The 19,811-nt window shown below is 53.0% G+C and carries 20 protein-coding genes; 18 read left to right on the top strand and 2 right to left on the bottom strand.

Features of this window, described 5'->3' with window-relative positions; translation table 11 throughout:
* The first annotated feature begins 57 nt into the window (after nt 1-57).
* The 9 genes from ndk to der all read left to right on the top strand — a co-directional run bounded on the left by ndk (nt 58) and on the right by der (nt 9,555).
* Entirely contained in the window at nt 58-489 is a 432-nt protein-coding gene (gene ndk, locus CWE23_RS04330; RefSeq protein ID WP_105305690.1) for a nucleoside-diphosphate kinase, read from the top strand.
* Between the two features lie 232 nt (nt 490-721).
* Nucleotides 722-1,858 carry a dual-specificity RNA methyltransferase RlmN gene (gene rlmN, locus CWE23_RS04325; protein ID WP_126819617.1) on the top strand — a complete coding sequence of 379 codons (1,137 nt, stop codon included), beginning with the start codon at nt 722-724 and terminating at the stop codon, nt 1,856-1,858.
* 201 nt (nt 1,859-2,059) lie between these two features.
* Complete coding sequence (locus CWE23_RS04320; protein ID WP_126819616.1) at nt 2,060-2,476, top strand: pilus assembly protein PilF; 417 nt, start codon at nt 2,060-2,062, stop codon at nt 2,474-2,476.
* Nucleotides 2,477-2,522: 46 nt separating this feature from the next.
* On the top strand, nt 2,523-3,674 hold the full coding sequence (rodZ, locus tag CWE23_RS04315; protein ID WP_126819615.1) for a cytoskeleton protein RodZ: 1,152 nt from the start codon (nt 2,523-2,525) through the stop codon (nt 3,672-3,674).
* Nucleotides 3,675-3,707: 33 nt separating this feature from the next.
* Nucleotides 3,708-4,823: a flavodoxin-dependent (E)-4-hydroxy-3-methylbut-2-enyl-diphosphate synthase gene (ispG, locus tag CWE23_RS04310; protein WP_105305694.1), complete on the top strand. Its 1,116-nt coding sequence runs from the start codon at nt 3,708-3,710 to the stop codon at nt 4,821-4,823.
* A 126-nt stretch (nt 4,824-4,949) separates the two neighbouring features.
* Nucleotides 4,950-6,227, top strand: a complete 1,278-nt coding sequence (gene hisS, locus CWE23_RS04305) for a histidine--tRNA ligase (RefSeq protein ID WP_157982906.1) — start codon at nt 4,950-4,952, stop codon at nt 6,225-6,227.
* A gap of 11 nt (nt 6,228-6,238) precedes the next feature.
* On the top strand, nt 6,239-6,856 hold the full coding sequence (locus CWE23_RS04300) for a YfgM family protein (RefSeq protein WP_126819614.1): 618 nt from the start codon (nt 6,239-6,241) through the stop codon (nt 6,854-6,856).
* A complete protein-coding gene (bamB, locus tag CWE23_RS04295; RefSeq protein ID WP_105305697.1) occupies nt 6,856-8,103 on the top strand; it encodes an outer membrane protein assembly factor BamB in 1,248 nt (415 codons plus the stop codon). The genes CWE23_RS04300 and bamB overlap by 1 nt, the downstream gene beginning before the upstream one ends.
* 6 nt (nt 8,104-8,109) lie before the next feature.
* Nucleotides 8,110-9,555: a ribosome biogenesis GTPase Der gene (gene der / locus CWE23_RS04290; RefSeq protein ID WP_105305698.1), complete on the top strand. Its 1,446-nt coding sequence runs from the start codon at nt 8,110-8,112 to the stop codon at nt 9,553-9,555.
* A 141-nt stretch (nt 9,556-9,696) separates the two neighbouring features.
* Here the strand turns inward: der and hslO are convergent, their stop codons facing one another.
* Both hslO and hslR read right to left on the bottom strand, forming a co-directional pair.
* Nucleotides 9,697-10,536, bottom strand: coding sequence for an Hsp33 family molecular chaperone HslO (gene hslO, locus CWE23_RS04285; protein WP_241970526.1), 840 nt, complete (start codon nt 10,534-10,536; stop codon nt 9,697-9,699).
* A complete protein-coding gene (hslR, locus tag CWE23_RS04280; protein ID WP_105305699.1) occupies nt 10,533-10,943 on the bottom strand; it encodes a ribosome-associated heat shock protein Hsp15 in 411 nt (136 codons plus the stop codon). Before hslR ends, hslO begins: the two co-directional genes overlap by 4 nt.
* A gap of 117 nt (nt 10,944-11,060) precedes the next feature.
* Between hslR and gspC the strand changes: the two genes are divergently transcribed.
* The 9 genes from gspC to gspK are packed head-to-tail and all read left to right on the top strand — an operon-like array spanning nt 11,061 to nt 19,811.
* Nucleotides 11,061-11,948 (top strand): type II secretion system protein GspC, encoded by an 888-nt coding sequence (gspC, locus tag CWE23_RS04275; RefSeq protein WP_241970525.1) that lies wholly within the window; start codon nt 11,061-11,063, stop codon nt 11,946-11,948.
* 2 nt (nt 11,949-11,950) lie between these two features.
* Entirely contained in the window at nt 11,951-14,032 is a 2,082-nt protein-coding gene (gene gspD / locus CWE23_RS04270) for a type II secretion system secretin GspD (protein ID WP_126819613.1), read from the top strand.
* Nucleotides 14,025-15,506, top strand: coding sequence for a type II secretion system ATPase GspE (gspE, locus tag CWE23_RS04265; protein ID WP_105305701.1), 1,482 nt, complete (start codon nt 14,025-14,027; stop codon nt 15,504-15,506). Before gspD ends, gspE begins: the two co-directional genes overlap by 8 nt.
* 6 nt (nt 15,507-15,512) lie before the next feature.
* Complete coding sequence (gspF, locus tag CWE23_RS04260; protein WP_105305702.1) at nt 15,513-16,739, top strand: type II secretion system inner membrane protein GspF; 1,227 nt, start codon at nt 15,513-15,515, stop codon at nt 16,737-16,739.
* 5 nt (nt 16,740-16,744) lie between these two features.
* On the top strand, nt 16,745-17,188 hold the full coding sequence (gene gspG, locus CWE23_RS04255; RefSeq protein ID WP_105307675.1) for a type II secretion system major pseudopilin GspG: 444 nt from the start codon (nt 16,745-16,747) through the stop codon (nt 17,186-17,188).
* Between the two features lie 11 nt (nt 17,189-17,199).
* Nucleotides 17,200-17,781 carry a type II secretion system minor pseudopilin GspH gene (gspH, locus tag CWE23_RS04250; protein ID WP_126819612.1) on the top strand — a complete coding sequence of 194 codons (582 nt, stop codon included), beginning with the start codon at nt 17,200-17,202 and terminating at the stop codon, nt 17,779-17,781.
* Complete coding sequence (gene gspI, locus CWE23_RS04245) at nt 17,768-18,172, top strand: type II secretion system minor pseudopilin GspI (RefSeq protein ID WP_126819611.1); 405 nt, start codon at nt 17,768-17,770, stop codon at nt 18,170-18,172. The genes gspH and gspI overlap by 14 nt, the downstream gene beginning before the upstream one ends.
* Nucleotides 18,169-18,846: a type II secretion system minor pseudopilin GspJ gene (gene gspJ, locus CWE23_RS04240; RefSeq protein WP_105305705.1), complete on the top strand. Its 678-nt coding sequence runs from the start codon at nt 18,169-18,171 to the stop codon at nt 18,844-18,846. Before gspI ends, gspJ begins: the two co-directional genes overlap by 4 nt.
* Nucleotides 18,843-19,811: a type II secretion system minor pseudopilin GspK gene (gene gspK / locus CWE23_RS04235; protein WP_241970524.1), complete on the top strand. Its 969-nt coding sequence runs from the start codon at nt 18,843-18,845 to the stop codon at nt 19,809-19,811. The genes gspJ and gspK overlap by 4 nt, the downstream gene beginning before the upstream one ends.

The following is a 19,811-nucleotide window of genomic DNA, read 5'->3' as shown; positions in this document are numbered from 1 at the left end:
TATAATTCGCGCGGAAAATTTAATCACTGGTTTAATACCCTTTTTGGAGTAAAACAGATGGCTTTAGAGCGCACTTTATCAATCATCAAGCCCGATGCAGTTGCTAAAAACTTAATCGGTGCTATCTACAACCGTTTCGAATCTGCAGGTCTGCGCATTGTTGCAGCTAAAATGATGCACCTGAGCAAAGAACAGGCGGAAGGTTTTTACGCGGAACACAAAGAACGTCCTTTCTTCGGCGCTTTGGTTGAGTTCATGACCTCTGGCCCAATCGTTGTTCAGGTTCTGGAAGGCGAAGACGCCGTCCGTAAAAACCGCGACATCATGGGCGCAACGAACCCGGCAGAAGCACTGGCAGGAACGTTACGTGCAGACTATGCTGAAACTATCGACGAAAATGCAGTACACGGCTCAGACGCTGTTGAATCTGCTGCGCGTGAAATTGCTTACTTCTTCAGCGACGAAGAAATCTGCCCACGCACTCGGTAAGATCTTAGCTTCGGCTTCACGGTCTAGGGCCTGCGGGCGGTCTAGGCGCTTCGCGCGGTTTGGGCTCGCTTCGCTCGCGGTGTAGCTTGCTGCCTTCGGCGCAAGGGTTTAGGGGCTTCGCCCGTCAAACCGCGAAGCCTAAACCGGCCAAAGGCCCCAAACCGCGAGCGCAGCGAGCCTAAACCGCGGAGGCGAAGCCGGAGCCGAAGTATTCCAATTTAACAGGAAATTTATGACCAATACCATCGACAAAAAAGTGAACCTTCTTAACCTCAACCGCGAGGGAATGAAAGAATTCTTCCGCGAAATGGGGGAGAAGCCATTTCGTGCCGATCAGGTGATGAAATGGTTGTATCATTTTTGCGTGGATGATTTTGATGAGATGACCAATCTCAACAAAAAGCTGCGGGAAAAACTCAAGCAAGTTGCAGAAGTTCGGGCGCCAGAAGTCCGCACTCAACAGCAATCCTCCGACGGCACCATCAAGTTTGTCATGACCTTATTTGACGGACAGGATGTGGAGACGGTATGGATTCCCGAGCGTGATCGAGCGACCTTATGTGTGTCATCGCAGGTTGGCTGTGCGCTGGAATGCACCTTCTGCTCGACCGGGGCGCAAGGCTTTAACCGTAATCTCAACGTTGCGGAAATCATTGGTCAGGTATGGCGCGTTAATCAACTACTCGGAGCCTACGGTAAAACCGGCATAAAACCGGTTACCAACGTGGTGATGATGGGGATGGGTGAACCGCTACTGAATATGAATAATGTTGTTCCGGCGATGGAATTGATGCTGGACGACTACGGTTTTGGTTTATCAAAACGCCGTGTCACGCTAAGCACCTCAGGGGTGGTACCGGCACTGGATAAACTGGCCGAACAAATTGATGTGATGCTGGCGATTTCGTTGCACGCGCCGAATGATGAGCTGCGTAACGAGATTGTGCCGATCAATAAAAAGTACAACATTGAACAGTTTTTAGCGTCGAGTCGCCGCTATGTTGATCAATCAAAAGCGCAACACAAAGTGACCGTAGAATATGTGATGCTGGATCACGTCAATGATTCGACGGATCAGGCGCACGAATTGGCGAAAACGCTTAAGGACACGCCCAGTAAAATTAATCTTATTCCGTTTAATCCGTTCCCGGGATCGGATTACGGGCGTTCGAGCAACTCGCGCATCGACCGTTTTGCTAAAGTGTTGATGGAATATGGCTTTACCGTGATGGTCAGGAAGACCCGTGGTGACGACATTGATGCGGCCTGTGGTCAATTGGTGGGTGATGTGATTGACCGCACCAAGCGCATCCTCAAGCGCCAACAAGCGGCGCGCGGCGACGAGATCGCCATCGCTTCTAACAGCTAGGCGCCCCACAAGCTTACTGGCTCATCTTAGCGAGTCGTGCCGAAGGCACGACAAGCTGCGCTGTTTTGAGCAAGCGCCTCCGGCGCGCCAGGCAAGCGGGCGGAGCCCGCGTCGAGCAAGGCACCGCGCAGCACGTGCCGCCAAGCAAGCCGCCGCTGGCGGCGCCAAGCGCGTAGCGCAAATAAGCAAAGGAATGCTGAAATGAGAATATGGATAGTACTCGCCGTAACCCTGAGCGGTTGTAGCACAGCCCCCAGTACATCACTCAGCGATGCCGGCCAACATCGCCTCAACCTTGGCCTCGAATATATGAAACGCGGACACCTGGAACGCGCCCGCCAACATCTCGATAAAGCATACGCCGACGCACCAGGAGCAGAAGCCGTCATCATCGCCCTCGGACAATGGTATTTACACAAAGAAAAGCTCAATTCTGCGTTGCTACTTTACCAGCAAGCGTTATCATGGCAACCTATGAGCGGCGCATTGTACAACAATTACGCTATCGCGCTGTGCTTATCCGGTCACTGGCAACAAGCGCTGGTGATGTTTGACCATGCTCAAAGGTTACAGCAAGATGTTGCTGCCAACCGAGCACAGTGCTTAACCAGTCGCTGAGCCGAAGCGAGAGGGTAGCGTACTAACAGGGAACAACCCAGATATCATGACTGCTGATAATCAATCGAACGACACTGAGGAAAACGCGGTAGATAACAACGACGTAAAAGCCTCCGCGGAACAGCAGAAGGAACCTGTCAAAGGGCCTGGACAGATCTTAAAAGAGGCCAGAGAACGCAAAAACCTGAGTCAGCGTGAGGTCGCGGATCGCTTGCGGCTGCGTTTACAGATCATCGAATTGCTCGAAAACGATGAGTACGACTCCTTTTCAACACCTACCTTTATTAAAGGTTATTTGCGGTCCTACGCAAAACTGCTGGACGTGAATGATCAGGAAATCTTCGCCGCTTATCGAAAAATGGGCATTAAAGAGCCCGATACCTCCGCCATGCAAAGTTTTTCGCGACGCGTAAAACACGAAGAGAACGACAACCGTCTCATGCTGATTACTTATGCTGTGATCATTGTCGTCATCGGCTTAGTCATTTGGTGGTGGCAGGACAGCGGACTGAGTTTTAACAGCATCAGTGATGATGTTGAGCAAGCAGTAACAGAAACGGAAGTGCAGGAGTCGTCGCAGCCGCAACTGCAGTCACCGACGACGTCGCAGCCAGAACCAACTAAAAATGATGAAGAACCGTTGCTGGAATCGGAAGTTGAGGCCGACGATGTGAGTACCTCGTTGACCGCCAACGACCCGAATCAGTCGACCGCGGATGAGGCAGTAACCGTGTCCGAAACTGAGCAACCAGAAACGACGCTGGCGGCAGTCAACGAGCCGGCACCAGAATCAGGCGCGAGTGACGAGCCTGCCGTTGATGATGAACAACCGGCTACCGTCACCGATGATACGGCCAACGAGAGTGAGCTTGCAGACGTCAATGAACCGTCGCCGGCAGCCGACTCGGACGCCGACCAAGATACGTCACCACAAGCGCAACAGGAAGACACAGCTGCCAGCTTGGTGTTTCAGTTCAGTGAAGAGTGTTGGGTAAAAGTTGATGACGCCAACGGCGAGACTCAGGCGGTCGGTATCAAAGCCGCTGGTTATACCATGCAGGTGCCCGGTGAAGCACCGTTCTCGATTACCGTGTGTAAGCCAGAAGCGGTGACCATTACTTATCAAGGCGAAACCGTAGACTTGAGCAGCTTCCGTCAGTCACGGGTTGCGCGTCTGACCGTACCGGCAACCAATTAATAGTGGATCTCTAAGCAGTAGGAATATCGATCTATGATGCACGAAAGTCCCATCAAGCGCAGACCCTCCCGTCGTATCTACGTCGGCGATGTGCCCATTGGTGATGGCGCTCCGATTGCGGTGCAGTCCATGACCAACACCGAAACCACCGATGTGCAGGCGACCTTAGCGCAAATTCAGGCGCTGGCCGACGCGGGAGCGGATATTGTGCGTGTTTCGGTACCCACGATGGAGGCGGCAGAAGCGTTTAAAGCCATCAAGCAGGGCAGTCCTGTGCCTTTGGTAACAGACATCCACTTTGACTATCGCATTGCTTTAAAAGTGGCGGAATATGGTGCCGACTGCTTGCGCATTAATCCCGGCAATATTGGCCGCGAAGATCGTATTCGCGCGGTTGTTGACGCCGCCAGAGATAAAAACATTCCTATCCGAATTGGTGTTAACGGCGGTTCGCTGGAGAAAGACCTGCAAGAAAAATATGGTGAACCAACGCCCGCGGCACTGGTTGAATCGGCGATGCGGCATGTCGAGATTCTCGATCGACTTAATTTCCAGGACTTTAAAGTCAGTGTCAAAGCATCCGATGTGTTTCTCGCGGTTGATTCTTACCGCTTATTGGCGAAACAAATTGAGCAACCGTTGCACTTGGGCATCACCGAAGCGGGCGGCAAGCGCAGTGGCGCGGTCAAATCATCCATCGGTCTGGGTATGCTATTGGCCGAAGGGATTGGCGATACCTTGCGGGTGTCATTAGCGGCGGATCCCGTCGAAGAGATCAAAGTGGGGTTCGATATTCTGAAATCGCTCAGGATCCGGTCCCGTGGCATTAACTTCATTGCCTGCCCAAGTTGTTCGCGGCAGGAGTTTGATGTGATAGCAACCGTTAACGAATTGGAACAGCGGCTTGAAGACGTTACGGTGCCGATGGATGTGTCCATTATCGGCTGTGTCGTCAACGGCCCGGGGGAAGCCCTGGTTGCCGAAGTTGGGTTGGCCGGTGCAAAGAATAAAAGTGGCTTGTATATTGGCGGCGAACGGCAAAAACTGCGCCTCGACAACAAGGACCTGGTGGATCAACTGGAACGTCAAATCCGTGAACGCGTTGCCCACGTCGAAAAACACAAAATTGACGTAAAAGAAATCGGTTAACGCGTTTTACCCGCTGTCATAAAATCCTTATAATACGCGCTCGTTTTTTGAGCCTTTGTTTTTATGGCTCATCGTGTACGTAATGACCATCGGCAACAGATAGCAACCAAGACGGAAGTAACAAGCGTGGCAAAATCCATACAGGCAATTCGAGGCATGAACGACCTGTTACCCGACCAAAGCCCAGCCTGGCAACAGGTTGAGTCGATTATTCGTCGAGTGGCAGCAAGCTACGGCTACAGCGAAATTCGCATGCCGGTACTTGAGCAAACCGCACTGTTTAAGCGCTCTATCGGTGAGGTGACCGATATTGTCGAAAAAGAAATGTACACCTTTGATGACCGCAATGGTGAGAGTCTCACCTTGCGTCCTGAGGGTACGGCAAGCTGCGTCCGTGCCGGTAATCAACATGGGTTGTTGTATAATCAAATTCAGCGACTTTGGTATATGGGGCCGATGTTTCGCTATGAACGCCCACAAAAAGGTCGTTATCGGCAGTTTCATCAGTTCGGTATTGAAACCTTTGGGCTACCTTCAGCGGATGCTGATGCCGAAGTTATTCTGTTGTCAGCGCGGCTGTGGAAAGCCTTTGGTATCGCCGACCAGGTTGAGTTGCAGTTAAACTCGCTGGGATCGAATGAAGCCCGCGCGCGTTATCGCGATGCTCTGCGTGAGTATCTGGAGCAATATAAAGAGCAACTGGACGAAGACAGTCAGCGTCGGTTGGACAGCAACCCGTTGCGTATTCTTGACAGCAAAGACCCCAATACACAGCAGCTATTGGAAGAAGCGCCGCGTCTGTCAGAGTACTGGGACGATGAATCGCGGGAGCACTTTGAGCAGTTGCGTGCATTGCTGGACGAAGCCGGTATTCGCTACACCCTAAACGAGCGTTTGGTGCGTGGACTGGACTATTACAACCGCACAGTGTTTGAATGGGTTACCACCGCCTTGGGCGCTCAGGGTACCGTCTGTGCCGGTGGCCGTTATGACGGCTTGGTAGAACAACTTGGCGGTAAGCCAACGCCGGCTGTTGGTTTCGCGATGGGCATGGAACGGTTAGTGTTGCTGTTGCAGGAACAAAATAAATTGACGCCAAGACGTGCGGTGGATGCTTATTTAATGCCGTTAGGCGACGCTGCGGAACTAAAAGCAGCGGCGATTGCCGAACAGCTGAGAGATGCACTGCCGGAGTTGCGGCTGGTGACCCACTGTGGTGGTGGGGCAATGAAAAAACAAATGAAAAAAGCGGATAAATCCGGTGCGGAAGTCGCCCTAATTATCGGCGAGAATGAGCTGGCAACGCAGCAAGTAACGGTTAAACCGTTACGCAGCGAGGCTGAACAAATTACTTTAAGTCACGCAGAACTTATTGACCATCTGCGGCCATTGACGCAAGCGTAAGAGGTGATCCTGTGGATCAGAACGAAGAACAACAAGTCGAACGAATTAAAGAGTTTTGGGCCGAACACGGCAAAGGCATTATCGCCGGTGCGGTGATTGGTTTTGGCCTGTTTTTTGGCTGGCGCTATTATGACCAAGCACAGATTGATGCGGCTAACGCAGCTTCAGCAGGTTATCAGCAAGTGGCCAGTCAGTTACAGGCAGACGCCGATAACGCAGTGGTTAACGCGCAACAATTTATCGATGAGCACGCCGGTTCACATTACGCGCACCTTGCCGCACTGCAGTTAGCTCAACACGCCGCCAGCAATGGCGATCTGGCGACGGCGGTGACCGCACTGCAACAGGTGGTCGGTGAGAGCGACGATAACAATCTGAAAGCGGTTGCCAACATCCGCTTGGCACGGGTTCTGTTAGCGCAGCAGCAATACGAGGGTGCTCTGGCCGCCGTAACAACGGCGATGCCAACGGCCTATCAAGCCGCGGCTGCCGAACTGGAAGGCGACATTTATGCTGAACAGGGTCAGAATGATCAAGCTCGCGAAGCTTACCAGCGTGCGCTTGCCGCTGAGGGTGAAGCGCTGACTCCGGCACTGGAACTTAAACTCAACAGCCTGGCTACGTCATAATGCATTTGCTTAACACGTTAAAAAAGTCCGCCTCGTTACTCGCGATTGCCGCACTAGCAACCAGCATCAGCGGTTGCTCGCTGTTCGGTGATGATGACGAAGAAATTAAGATTGCACCGCTCCAGCCGATTAACGAAAACCTCAATGTTTCCGTTAAGTGGGAGCGCTCCGTTGGTGATGGTGTAGGAGAGTTTTTCTCTCGCCTTAACCCAGTTGTTGCTTACGATAAAGTGTATGCTGCCGATCGTCAGGGCACGGTTGTCGCGATGAGTAAAGACAACGGCGAAACGCTGTGGGAAGTCGAGTTGCATGACCTCATCGAAATTAACGAAGCGTCTGATGAGGGTTGGTTCAGCGGCATTCTGTCATCACCATTCCCGGCGCGCATTTCCGGCGGTCTGGTTGCAGCTTATGACAAGCTGTTTTTGGGTACCGAGAACGGCGATTTGATAGCGTTAAATGCCGAGACCGGTGAGCTGGTCTGGCATGTCGACGTTGGCAATGAAGTAAACTCTGATCCCGCGGTTGGCGAAGGACGAGTCGTCATTCACACCACGGGCGGCAAAGTCATCAGTTATGATGCCGAAAGCGGTGAGCAACAGTGGCAGTTTGAATACCAGACACCTACGCTAACCTTGCGTGGTTCATCGGCGCCGACCATCGCCAGTGGTGGTGTGATTGTTGGTGACAGTAATGGTACCGCGTCAATTCTCATCGCTAATAATGGCCAGCAGGCGTGGACACAGAGTGTTGGCACGCCAAGCGGCGCGACCGAGCTCGAAGCATTGGCCGATATCGACGCCAATCCGGTTGTGGTCGGTGGCGTGATATACATGATCGCGTATAACGGCGAACTGGTGGCACTGGAATTACGCAGCGGCGAGGTACGTTGGAAGCGTGACTACAGTGCGTTCGAGAATATGCTAGTGCGCGGTGGACGCATTTATTTGACCGACTACCAAAGCCATCTTTATGGCTTGAACCAGGAAGGCGGCATTGAGTTGTGGAGCAACAACGAAATGTTTGGCCGTAAATTGACGGGCCCGGCATGGCATGATGGTTTCGTCGTTGTCGGTGATCTGGACGGTTACTTACACTGGTTGAATCCAACCGATGGCACTATTGAAGGTCGCTATGAAGTCGGCGGTGATGGCATTTTTGCGCAGCCGGTTGTGGATGGAACAACCTTATACACACAAACTCGCGACGGCGATATTGTGGCAATTGAGATAAATTCAGGAAGTTAAACAAACATGTTACCTGTTGTAGCCCTGGTAGGGCGCCCGAATGTGGGGAAATCCACATTATTTAATCGTTTAACCCGCAGCCGGGATGCACTGGTAGCAGACTTTCCCGGCCTGACCCGCGATCGTAAGTACGGCCAGGCCAACTATGATGGATATCAATTCATTGTCGTGGATACCGGTGGTATTCACGGGGATGAAGAAGGCATCGATGAGGTAATGGCAAAGCAATCGCTGCAAGCCATTGAAGAAGCCGATGTGGTGTTGTTTTTGGTGGATGCCCGTGACGGCGTGACCGTCGGCGATCAGGCCATTGCGGATCATCTGCGCAAAAAACAGCAGCAGAAAAAAGTCTACATGGTCTGTAACAAGATCGACGGTATCGATGCCTCAACCGCAATGGCTGACTTTTACTCACTGGCGTTAGGCGACCTTTACGGTATTGCCGCTGCTCACGGACGTGGTGTTGAACAGTTGCTGGAAAGCTGTTTTAAGCCGCTGGCTGAGGACTACCCGGACGTTATAGTCCGTAACGACGAAGCGCCGGAAGATCTTGACCACGATGAAATCGACTACGATGCGTTACCGCTGAAGTTGGCCATTGTCGGCCGACCGAACGTGGGTAAGTCAACGCTTACTAACCGTATCCTTGGTGAAGAGCGGGTGGTGGTTTTTGATATGCCCGGAACCACTCGCGACTCGGTGTATATCCCGATGCAACGGGATGAGCGCGAATACGTGCTCATTGATACCGCTGGTGTGCGTCGCCGGGGCCGTATCGATGAGGCGATCGAGAAATTTTCGGTGGTGAAAACGTTGCAGGCGATCGAAGAAGCCAACGTTGTACTGATTGTCATTGATGCGCGCGAAACCATCACCGACCAGGATCTCAACCTGATTGGTTTTGCCCTCAACGCCGGCCGTTCAATCGTGATTGCGGTGAATAAGTGGGACGGTTTAGAGCAGGATCACAAAGAAGAGATTAAGCGTGAGTTAGATCGTCGCCTCGGCTTTGTTGATTTCGCACGTTTACACTTTATCTCGGCGCTGCACGGCACCGGTGTCGGCCACCTGTTTGAAAGCGTTGAAGAAGCTTACAGCAGCGCCACACAGCGGGTAAGTACGTCTAAACTGACCAAGATCATGGAAATGGCTCAGGAAGAACACCAGCCACCGTTGGTCAGTGGTCGTCGTGTGAAACTCAAATACGCGCACGCCGGCGGCTACAATCCGCCGCGTATCGTTATTCACGGCAACCAGGTCACCAAGCTGCCGGGCTCATATCAGCGTTATTTGACCAACTACTTCCGTAAAGCCCTGGGTGTGATGGGCACACCGATTAAGATCGAGTTCCGCGAACCGGTTAACCCGTACGAAGGTAAGAAAAACCAGCTGACCCTGTCTCAGCAGCGCAAACGCCGCCGCTTAATGAAGTTCATTAAGAAGAAAGGCTGAGGGTTCTCACCGCAGAGGGCGCTGAGAACCGCAGAGAAAAGCTTTTTAATGGAAAACCCAATGGGTTGGGTGGTTTTAACAATAAAAACCTCCGCGCTCTCTGTGTTCTCAGCGGTGAAAGACTTGCGCCACAGGCGCAAGCTACGCGAAGTCGGATTCTTTGAAGCGGTATTCTGTCAGGCAATAGTCGCAGGTCATGACGATCTCGCCGTCAGTCTGTAAAATCTCTCGCAACTGCTCGACCGGCACGCTGGCCAACGCATCCAGCGTCCGCTCGCGTGAACAACCGCAGACAAAGGAAACTTTCTGAGCCGGATACAGGTGCACCGTTTCTTCGTGGTATAAGCGATGCAACAGCTGTTCTGCGGGCAGCGAATACAACTCCTGTTCGGTGATGGTATCGGTTAAGGTGGCCAAGTGTTCAAACCCGGTCATGTCTTTACCGGATGCCGGCAGCCGTTGCAATAACATACCGGCCGCATGTTCGCCGTCGGCGTGCAACCAGATTTTGGTGGCCAGCTGCTCGGATTGCATAAAATAATTTTCCAGCATTTCGGCAATTGAGTCGGCGTCTGAACTGGTAACGCCCTGATAACGTTCGCCGTGTTCCGGCTCCAGGGTAATAACCAGCTCACCTTTACCAATCATGCTGCGAATGTCCGTCGCGGTGATGTCACCACGAACGCGAGCAATGCCGCGCAACTCCTGGTGATGGTTACCATTAACCGCAATAAAGTTTAGCGGGCCGTTGCCCTGCAGTTGCACAGCGATGTGGCCTTCAAACTTAAGTGTTGCGGTCAGCAGTGACACCGCCGCCATCATTTCACCGAGCGCCTGTTGCACCGCCGGTGGGTACTGGTGGCCGCGGATCAAGCTTTGATAACTGCTGGTTAACTGCACCAACTCACCGCGCACATCCTGGTCAGCAAAGGTATAACGCACCAGTTGGTCGGTCGGGTATTCGATAGTTTGCTCGGTCATTGCCCATCACCTTCGTTTCGTTGTCCGTCTTTCATTCTGATCAACTGCCGCCGCTGCTTTTTGTCCGGACGGCCTTGTGGGTGCGGATTATACATGGCATTGAGTTTTCGTGCTTGCGCGTTTTGCTCGCGTTGCTTGATGCTGCTTTCGGTTTCGCGATAAAGCAGCTGCGCTTCGCTGGCGCCGCGGCGCTGATCACTCAAAGCAATTACTTCGACTTCTTTACTGTCAAAGCCTTGTCTAAGTTTCAGCATCGCGCCAATTTCCACCGCCTTGGAAGGCTTAGTGCGCTGGCCATTGTAGTGAACTTTGCCAGACTGAATCATCTGCCTGGCAATGGCCCGTGTTTTATAAAAACGCGCTGCCCAAAGCCACTTGTCTAAACGTATTGCATTTGCTGTTGTCATAAAGTTGCAATCAAATTACCATAAACTGTGTTAATCGATTGTTGGCTCTTGCACGGAGAGCTAGAATGCGGTTAGCTACACAAGTCTAACAAAACTATAATGATAAAGTGACCTAAATTGTCTTACCTAAACGGCTTTCGCAGCAATAAATGGGCATCGCCCTCACGGCTGATATCGCTGGCAACCATCGCTATCTGGCTGCTGGTGGTGATACTGCTAGCGCAGTTAACCTGGTGGTTGGTGGCTCCGGCCGCGCCAACGGGCGGCACATCGGCACCGTCACTACCGTCAAGCTACAACGCGGCAGAAGACACCGCGGTCGATATTGCCGCTCTGCAACGTCTTAACTTGTTTGGTGAAAGTTCGCAAACCTCATCGACAACGCGTCGTGATGCACCGAAAACCTCATTGAACATCCGTCTGGTAGGGGTATCGGCCAGTTCCAACCCGCTGCGTTCTGCGGCTATTATTGAACAGGCTGGTCAACAACAGACCTATATCGTCGGCGATAAGCTTGGCCGTAGCGGTGTGACCGTTGAAGAAATCTATGCTGACCGGGTATTGTTAGACAACAACGGTCGTATAGAAACGTTGCAACTCGAAGACATTGGCGAGGATCGGCCCGCGTTGTCGCTGATTGTTGAACAGCCGCAGCAAGAGGCGACGGAAACCGTCCCCGAACAAGACCTTGAGCAGGCCGTTGAGGAGATTAATGCGGATCCGCAGTCGCTTACCGATTACGTGTCGATAAGCCCGGCCATGGATAACGGTCAACTGATAGGGTACCGTCTGGAAGCAGGACAAAAGCCGGAACTGTTTCGTCAGGCCGGTTTACAAAACGGCGACCTTGCCATTGCCATTAACGGTTACGATTTAACCGATATGCAACAGGCAATGCAATTAAGTAACGAATTAACCACGCTGACGCGCGCCGACATAGAGATTGTGCGCGACGGTCAACCGATGCAGCTCACCATTGAGCTCGCCAACGAACAGGACAACTAACTATGGCAGTTCACTCTCGTGGCCCCAAAGTCTGGTTAAGCGCACTTGCGCTGGGTATCGCTTCGGCGGTGTTGGTACCAACGCCCGCTGCGATGGCTGATGAATACGCCGCAAGCTTTAAAAACACCGACATTAATGAATTCATTCAGGTGGTTGGGCGTAACCTCGGTAAAACCATCATTATTGACCCTAACGTGCGCGGCAAAATTGACGTTCGCAGTTATGACGTCATGAACGAACAGCAGTACTATCAATTTTTTCTGAATGTGCTGGAAGTTTATGGGTTTGCCGTGGTGGAGATGGATTCTGGCGTACTTAAAGTTATCCGCGACAAAGATGCTCAGCATGCACCGTTACCGGTGGTGGCGGGTGAGCAACAGCAACGTGGTGACATGATGATCACCCGTGTGGTGCCGGTGGAAAACGTTTCCGTACGAGAGCTCGCGCCCTTGTTACGGCAGTTAAATGATCAGACCGGTGGCGGCATGGTGGTCAGTTACGATCCTTCTAACGTGATCATGATGACCGGCCGGGCAGAAACCATTGGCCGCCTGGTGGAAATCATCGAACGCGTCGACCAGGCCGGTGACCAGGACGTCGATATTATTGATTTAGAGTATGCGTCGGCGAATGAGTTGGTCCGCATCGCCCAAAGCTTATTTGAAAAAAGCGCCCAGGACGGCACACCGACCTTGCTGATCCCAAAAATCGTTGCCGATGAGCGCAGTAACAGCGTCATTGTCAGTGGTGAGCCGCGTGCCCGTTCGCGGGTGGTGAAGCTCATCCGTCAACTGGATCAAGACCTCAAGACCGAGGGCAACACACGCGTCTATTATCTGAAGTATGCGCGTGCTGAAGAAATGGTTGAAGTGCTGGATAACGTCAGCCGCTCGATTCAGGCAGAAGTTGAACAACAGCAGGGCAGCAATACCGGTGGTCGACGCGCAGGCGGTGGTAACAACACCGTCAGTATCAGTCCCCATGCGCCGACCAATGCCGTAGTTATTACCGCCGAGCCGGACATGCTGGCGTCACTGGAAAACGTCATTCGCGACCTTGATATCCGTCGGGCTCAGGTACAGGTTGAGGCCATTATTGTCGAGATACTGGAAGGCGACAATGTCGACTTTGGTATTCAGTGGATCAGCGAAGACGGTGGCCTGGTGCAGTACAATACTGGTAACCAAGTGCCGATTGGCGCGTTAGCTGCAGGCGCTTATCAGGCGCAGCCACAAGAGGGTACCACGGTGATTTCGGAAGGTGGTGCGGTTACCCAAAACCCGGACAAGCCGGGCGATATCAGCTTGTTAGCAGAGTTGCTGGGTAGTGTTAACGGGATGATGTTCGGTACCATTAAGAACGATTGGGCGGCCGTGGTGCAGGCGATTTCGCAGGATACCAACTCCAATATTCTGGCAACCCCAAGCATCGTAACCGTTGATAACGAAGAAGCCAGTTTCCTCGTGGGTCAGGAAGTTCCGACCATTACCGGCTCAACGTTGGGCGGTGATAACGAAAACCCATTCCAGACCGTCGATCGTCAGGAAGTGGGTATTAAGTTAAAAGTGACGCCGCAGATCAACGAGGGCGATGCCGTACAAATGCTCATTGAGCAGGAAGTCTCCAGCCTAAGCGGGGCAACCTCGGTGGACGTCATTGTTAATAAACGTGAACTGAAAACCACGGTGATGGCCAATGACGGTGAAACTATTGTGCTTGGCGGCCTGATTGACGAAGACGTGCAGGAGTCGGTATCAAAAATTCCGTTGCTCGGCGACATTCCGATCCTGGGTAAGTTATTCAGTTCAACCTCAACCTCGACCCAGAAGCGCAATCTGATGGTGTTTATCCGTCCGACCATCGTGCGTGACGGCAGCAAACTGGCGGAAATCAGTCGCGGTAAATACAACTACATGCGGGCTTTGCAGCTTGACCGTAAAGCACGCGGTGTGGATTTAATGCCGACCAAAGAAACCCCGGTAATGCCAGAGTGGGACGGTGACCTGACGCTGCCGCCAAGTTTTGACGAATACATGGATAACAAAGAAAAGTCGGTGCAAGATAAAGGTCAAAATAATGACTGAAGCCAGTGCCATTGCAACCAAACGTTTGCCCTTTAGTTTTGCCAAACGCTTCGGCGTGGTGGTGGAGCAGGGCGAGCACCCGACCGTACATTGCCGCGCCGGCGTGGCGGCGGAAGCGTTGCTGGAAGTCAGACGTGTGTTGCAGCAGCCCTTCCAGTTGCAAGAACATCCGGAGTCGGAGTTTGAGACACTGTTAACCCAAGCGTATCAGCGTGACTCCTCCGAGGCCAAGCAACTGATGGAAGACATCGGCAACGAATCGGATCTGTTTTCGTTGGCCGACGAGTTACCGCAGACCGAAGACCTGCTGGAAAGCGAAGACGATGCGCCAATCATTAAGTTGATCAATGCCATGCTTAGCGAAGCCATCAAAGAAGGGGCTTCGGATATCCATATTGAAACGTTCGAGAAGCAACTGACCATTCGTTTCCGCATCGACGGTGTCTTGCGTGAAGTACTCAAGCCCAACCGCAAACTGGCGTCGCTGCTGATCTCGCGGATTAAAGTCATGGCGCAACTGGATATTGCCGAGAAACGGGTACCGCAGGACGGCCGTATTTCGCTATTAATCGCCGGTCGGGCGGTGGATGTGCGGGTATCGACCATGCCGTCTAACCACGGCGAGCGGGTGGTACTGCGACTGCTGGATAAAAACAATGCACGGTTAAACCTCAAGCAACTGGGGATGACCGAGCATAACCGCGGTATTTTCTCGCAGCTCATCCATAAGCCGCACGGCATTATTTTGGTGACCGGACCGACCGGTTCTGGTAAATCAACCACGCTCTATGCCGGCATTACCGAAATCAATTCCAAAGATCGCAATATTCTGACGGTTGAAGATCCCATTGAATATGCCATCGAGGGCATTGGCCAGACTCAGGTTAACCCTCGCGTGGACATGACCTTTGCCCGCGGTTTGCGTGCGATTTTGCGACAAGACCCGGACGTGGTCATGGTCGGCGAAATCCGTGACGTCGAGACCGCACAAATCGCGGTACAGGCATCATTAACCGGCCACTTGGTGTTATCGACGTTGCACACCAACACCGCTGCCGGGGCCATCACCCGATTGGAAGATATGGGCGTTGAACCGTTCTTGTTGTCGTCCAGTTTACTCGGGGTATTGTCGCAACGTTTGGTGCGTACCCTGTGCCCGCAGTGTAAGCAGCCCCATCAACCGGACGCTGAGGAACGACGGATGCTGGGCACGGTTGACGACGACGTCGTGATTTATCGCGCCCAGGGGTGCGAGCACTGCAACCAAAGCGGTTACCGGGGGCGTACCGGTATCCATGAGTTGATCGTGGTCGACGACACCATTCGTGAGCTCATTCACAACGGCCACGGCGAGCAGGCGATTGAAAAATACGTGCGCCGGAATACCCCCAGTATTCGTCGCGACGGTATTGATAAAGTGCTGGCCGGACAGACCACTCTCGAAGAAGTATTGCGCGTAACGCGTGAGGAGTAAGCGCTAGTGGCGGCATTTGCATATCAGGCACTGGATGCCAAAGGGCGTAAAAAGCGCGGTGTTATCGAAGCCGATACGATGCGCCAGGTACGACAGCAACTCCGTGATCAGGGACTGATGCCGGTCGAGGTCGAGCCTGCGTCAGAAAAAGAGCAACAACCGGGTCAGACGACCTCGCGCTGGACCATGGTGCGCAAAGTCAAAGCACAGGATTTGGCGTTGATCACCCGCCAGCTCTCGACGCTGGTAAGTTCAGCATTACCGATTGAACAATGTTTGTTGGCGGTGGCGGATCAAACCGAGAAACCGCGCCTGAAGAAACTGCTGATGTCGGTGCGCAGCAAAGTGGTGGAAGGTTACTCGTTGGCCGAAGCGATGGCTGATTACCCCGGCGTGTTCGACCATTTGTACACCGCCATGGTGGCCGCGGGTGAGAAATCCGGTCACTTAGATCAGGTATTAAATGAGCTGGCGGACTACACCGAACAGCGTCAACACATGAAAAGCCAGTTAACGCAGGCGTTGATTTATCCGTTGATGCTGACGCTGGTTGCGATTGGCATCGTCGTGTTTCTGTTGGTGTCAATTGTGCCGCAAATTGTCGAAAACTTTGCCGATATGGGACAAACCCTACCGGGCACAACCTTATTTATGATCGCAATTTCTGAGTTTTTGCAGAACTGGGGCCTGTGGTTGCTGGTCATACTTATGGTCATGGTCGTTGGTTTTAAGCAATGGCTGCGAAAAGACAACAATAAGCGCTGGTATCACCGCAAGTTACTTAAACTGCCGTTAATCGGGAAAGTCATCCGCGGCGTCAGCACCGCACGCTTTGCTCGTACGCTCAGTATCTTAACGTCCTCGGCCGTGCCGCTGCTGGATGGTTTGCGCATTACCTCAACGGTAATCGGTAATCTTGCCATTCGTGATGCCATCGACGATGCCGCAACACGAGTGCGCGAGGGTTCATCGCTGCGGGCGGCCTTACAGGAAACCGGTTTGTTCCCACCGATGATGCTGCACATGATAGCAGCCGGGGAAAAATCCGGTGAACTGGAACAAATGCTGCGACGCACAGCGGATAACCAGGACCGTGAGTTTGAGGCGCTGGTGCAAGTCAGTTTAAAAGTGTTTGAACCGGTGCTGATTGTCACCATGGCAGGTATCGTGTTCTTTATTGTATTGGCTATTATTCAACCCATTTTGCAGTTAAATCAGAGTGTAGGACTTTAATTATGATGTACAGAACAACAGCCCAACGGGGTTTCTCTTTGGTTGAGGTGATGGTCGTTATCGCCATCATCGGTATTCTTGCCACCATGATCCTGCCGAACGTGTTGGGTTCGCAGGAGCAGGCAAACAAACAGAAAGTGACTGCGGATATCGTTGCACTGGAAAATGCGCTGGCGCAGTATCATTTGGACAACGGCATGTTCCCGACCACAGAGCAGGGTCTCGAAGCCTTGGTACAACGCCCCAATATGGATCCACAACCACGGAATTACCGTAACGGCGGCTACATCAAACGCTTGCCACAGGACCCTTATGGCAACGACTACCTGCTGTTGAACCCTGGCGAGTATGACGACGTCGACCTGTTTTCGGCAGGCCCTGATGGTCAACCGGGCACAGACGATGACTTTGGCAGTTGGATGATTGGTCAGGACGAACAAAACAACTGATCGACTCTCTGATGCAACCACGGCGCCGCAATAATGGGTTCACTCTGGTCGAATTGCTGCTGGTCATGGCCATTATTGGCATGATAGCCGGTACGGTTGCCTTTACTCTGCCTTCTTCATCCGCTCGAGATAAATCGCCGCAGGACATTGCGGTTACCTTAAAAGAGCAACTGCAGTACGCCCGTGAGTACGCGATGGTGAGGCAGCAGCCTTTGGGCTTAGTCATGGACGATGACGGTTATCAGTTTGTGCACTGGTACGACAATCAATGGCAGCCGCTTAATGCCAGAGGCTTAAAAGCCGTTAACTGGGATGAGCGTCTGCGCTGGCGACTGCAACCGCTGGAAGGCAACCTAGTGGCGCAGGAAGAGGCGGCGCGCGATTTGTTGTTTCAGCCCGATAACGATAATGACGAACAAGAGGACGAGCAGCCACAGCCGCAAATACTGATCTTGCCGAGCGGTGAGATGACGGCCTTTTCATTGGCGTTGGATAAGCCGCAACTGGCACGCCGGGAGCAGCGTTGGTTAATTGCACAAAGTGCCTGGCAAGTCAGCATACAGGATGAGGCCAGTTTCGATGCGAGTTACTGAGCGCGGCTTTACCCTGGTTGAAGTGATGGTGGCCATCGCCATTTTTGGTACCGCCGCGTTGGCGGCGGTCAATGCAGCCAGTGGCCATTTGAGCAGTATCAGTCAAATTCAGCAAAAAACCTTTGCCCAGTACGTAGCATCCAATCGCCTGACCGAACTGAGTCTGTCGCGGCAGTGGCCGGTTAAGGATAAACAAAGCGGACAAATGCAACTGGCGGAACAGGACTGGCGCTGGCAACAACAGGTGGTTGAAACGGTTACACCGGACGTGGTGGCGGTCACGGTGACGGTCACTAAACCCGGCAGCGACGCGCAACTGGTTCAGTTGACCCGCTATCTGCGTCGCCCGGATGCGGCCGCTCAGAGCGATACGAATGGAGTCGGACCATGACGCAACAACGGGGCTTTACCTTGGTTGAAGTGTTGGTGACCATGGCCATTTTTGCATTGCTGGGAATCGGCAGCTTTACCGTGCTGGATCAAATGAGTAAAACCAAGACGCAGTCAGAGGCAGCGCGTGAGCAACTGCAACAGATGCAGTTTGGCTGGCTGATGATCGAGCAGGATCTGCGGCAGTTAGTGAATAAACCAACGCGGCCAAACGGTACCGAGGTGGTGCGCCGTTATGTCAGTAACGACGAGCGGGTAACTGAGTCTGACAGTGGCGTGCTGGCGCTGGTCAAAAGCGGCTATGACAACCCGGGCTTGTTATTGCCGCGCTCAGAGTTGCAGCCGGTCATTTATCGGGTTCGCGACGGTGTGTTAGAGCGGGTCAGTTTTCCTTACGTGAATGACCGCTCGGACGAACCGGTGGTACAACCGTTAATGAACGATGTTGAAGCGTTCAGTGTGCGGTTTTTCCGCGATGACGCCGCCGGTGACCAGCAGCAGCTACAGAATCAGGGCATCCGCGCTGGCTGGCAGGGCAGTTGGGATACCGAAGGCGATGTGCCCAAGGCCGTTGAGGTCACCATCAACAGCAAAGCCTACGGTGAAATTAGCCGACAGTTTTTAACGGCGGCAAGCACCGCAGTCAGCGTCAGCGATGAGGACAGCGACCAATGATGGCGAGGCAGCGTGGCGCGGCGTTAATCACTGTGATGCTGGTGATTGCGATTGTTTCAGTGATTGCGGTCAATTTGGGCAGTAGTCTGCAACGTCAGGTCAGTCGCAGTGCCAATCTGCAACAGGCCGAACAGAGCTACTGGATGTGGCTGAGCGCGGAAGATGTGCTGGCGGAAGTGTTGCAGCTAGAGCTGGAGCAGAGTGACGGTATTGTCCATCGCCAGCAGAACTGGGCGACCAAGCAAGGGCCATTTCCGGTTGCCGGCGGACAAATTGCCGCCGATGTGCGGGATTTGCGCAGTTGTTTTAATCTCAACAGCCTGGTCCCCGGAGGCGAGCAGGAACTGCAGGGGGAACGCCGGCGTCAGCAATTTCGGCAGTTGCTGATGGCTAACGAGGTGGACAGTTATCTGGCGCAACAGCTTACCGATGCCCTTATTGACTGGATTGATGAAGACACTCGCTTGAGTGAAAACGGCGCCGAGGATCCGGACTATGAATCCTTGCCGCACCCGTACCAAGCCGCCAACAGTCCATTACTGGACATCAGTGAACTCAGGCAGGTGCGCGGCTTCAGTGCCGACATTGTGGCGAAGATTAAACCACAGGTGTGCGTCATTCCGGGCAATAGCGAACTTAAGTTAAACATCAACACAATGGATGATGAGCATGCTGCGTTGTTGGTCGCGTTGACCAATGGCGCGCTGGATCTGGCCGGTGCGCAGCAGGTTCTGGCAGGTCGACCTGAAGGTGGGTATGATGATCGCGAACAGGCCCTGACCGAGGGGCCGCTGGCCGGCATTAAAGATCAAGACGGCAACCCGCTCGATGAGCTGGTGGTCACGAGTCAGTATTTTCAATTATTGGCGTACATTCAATGGGGCGAGGTCGAAACTCGGGCGCGCTCTGTCATGCAAGTAACGCCAGAATCGGCCCGGGTCATTTACCGGGCGATGGGAGAATAA

It is taken from the genome of Idiomarina aquatica, assembly GCF_003987185.1.
GTDB lineage: Bacteria > Pseudomonadota > Gammaproteobacteria > Enterobacterales > Alteromonadaceae > Idiomarina > Idiomarina aquatica.
The sequence above is the reverse complement of the archived record's forward strand: the minus strand, read 5'-3'. Positions and strand labels throughout refer to the sequence as shown.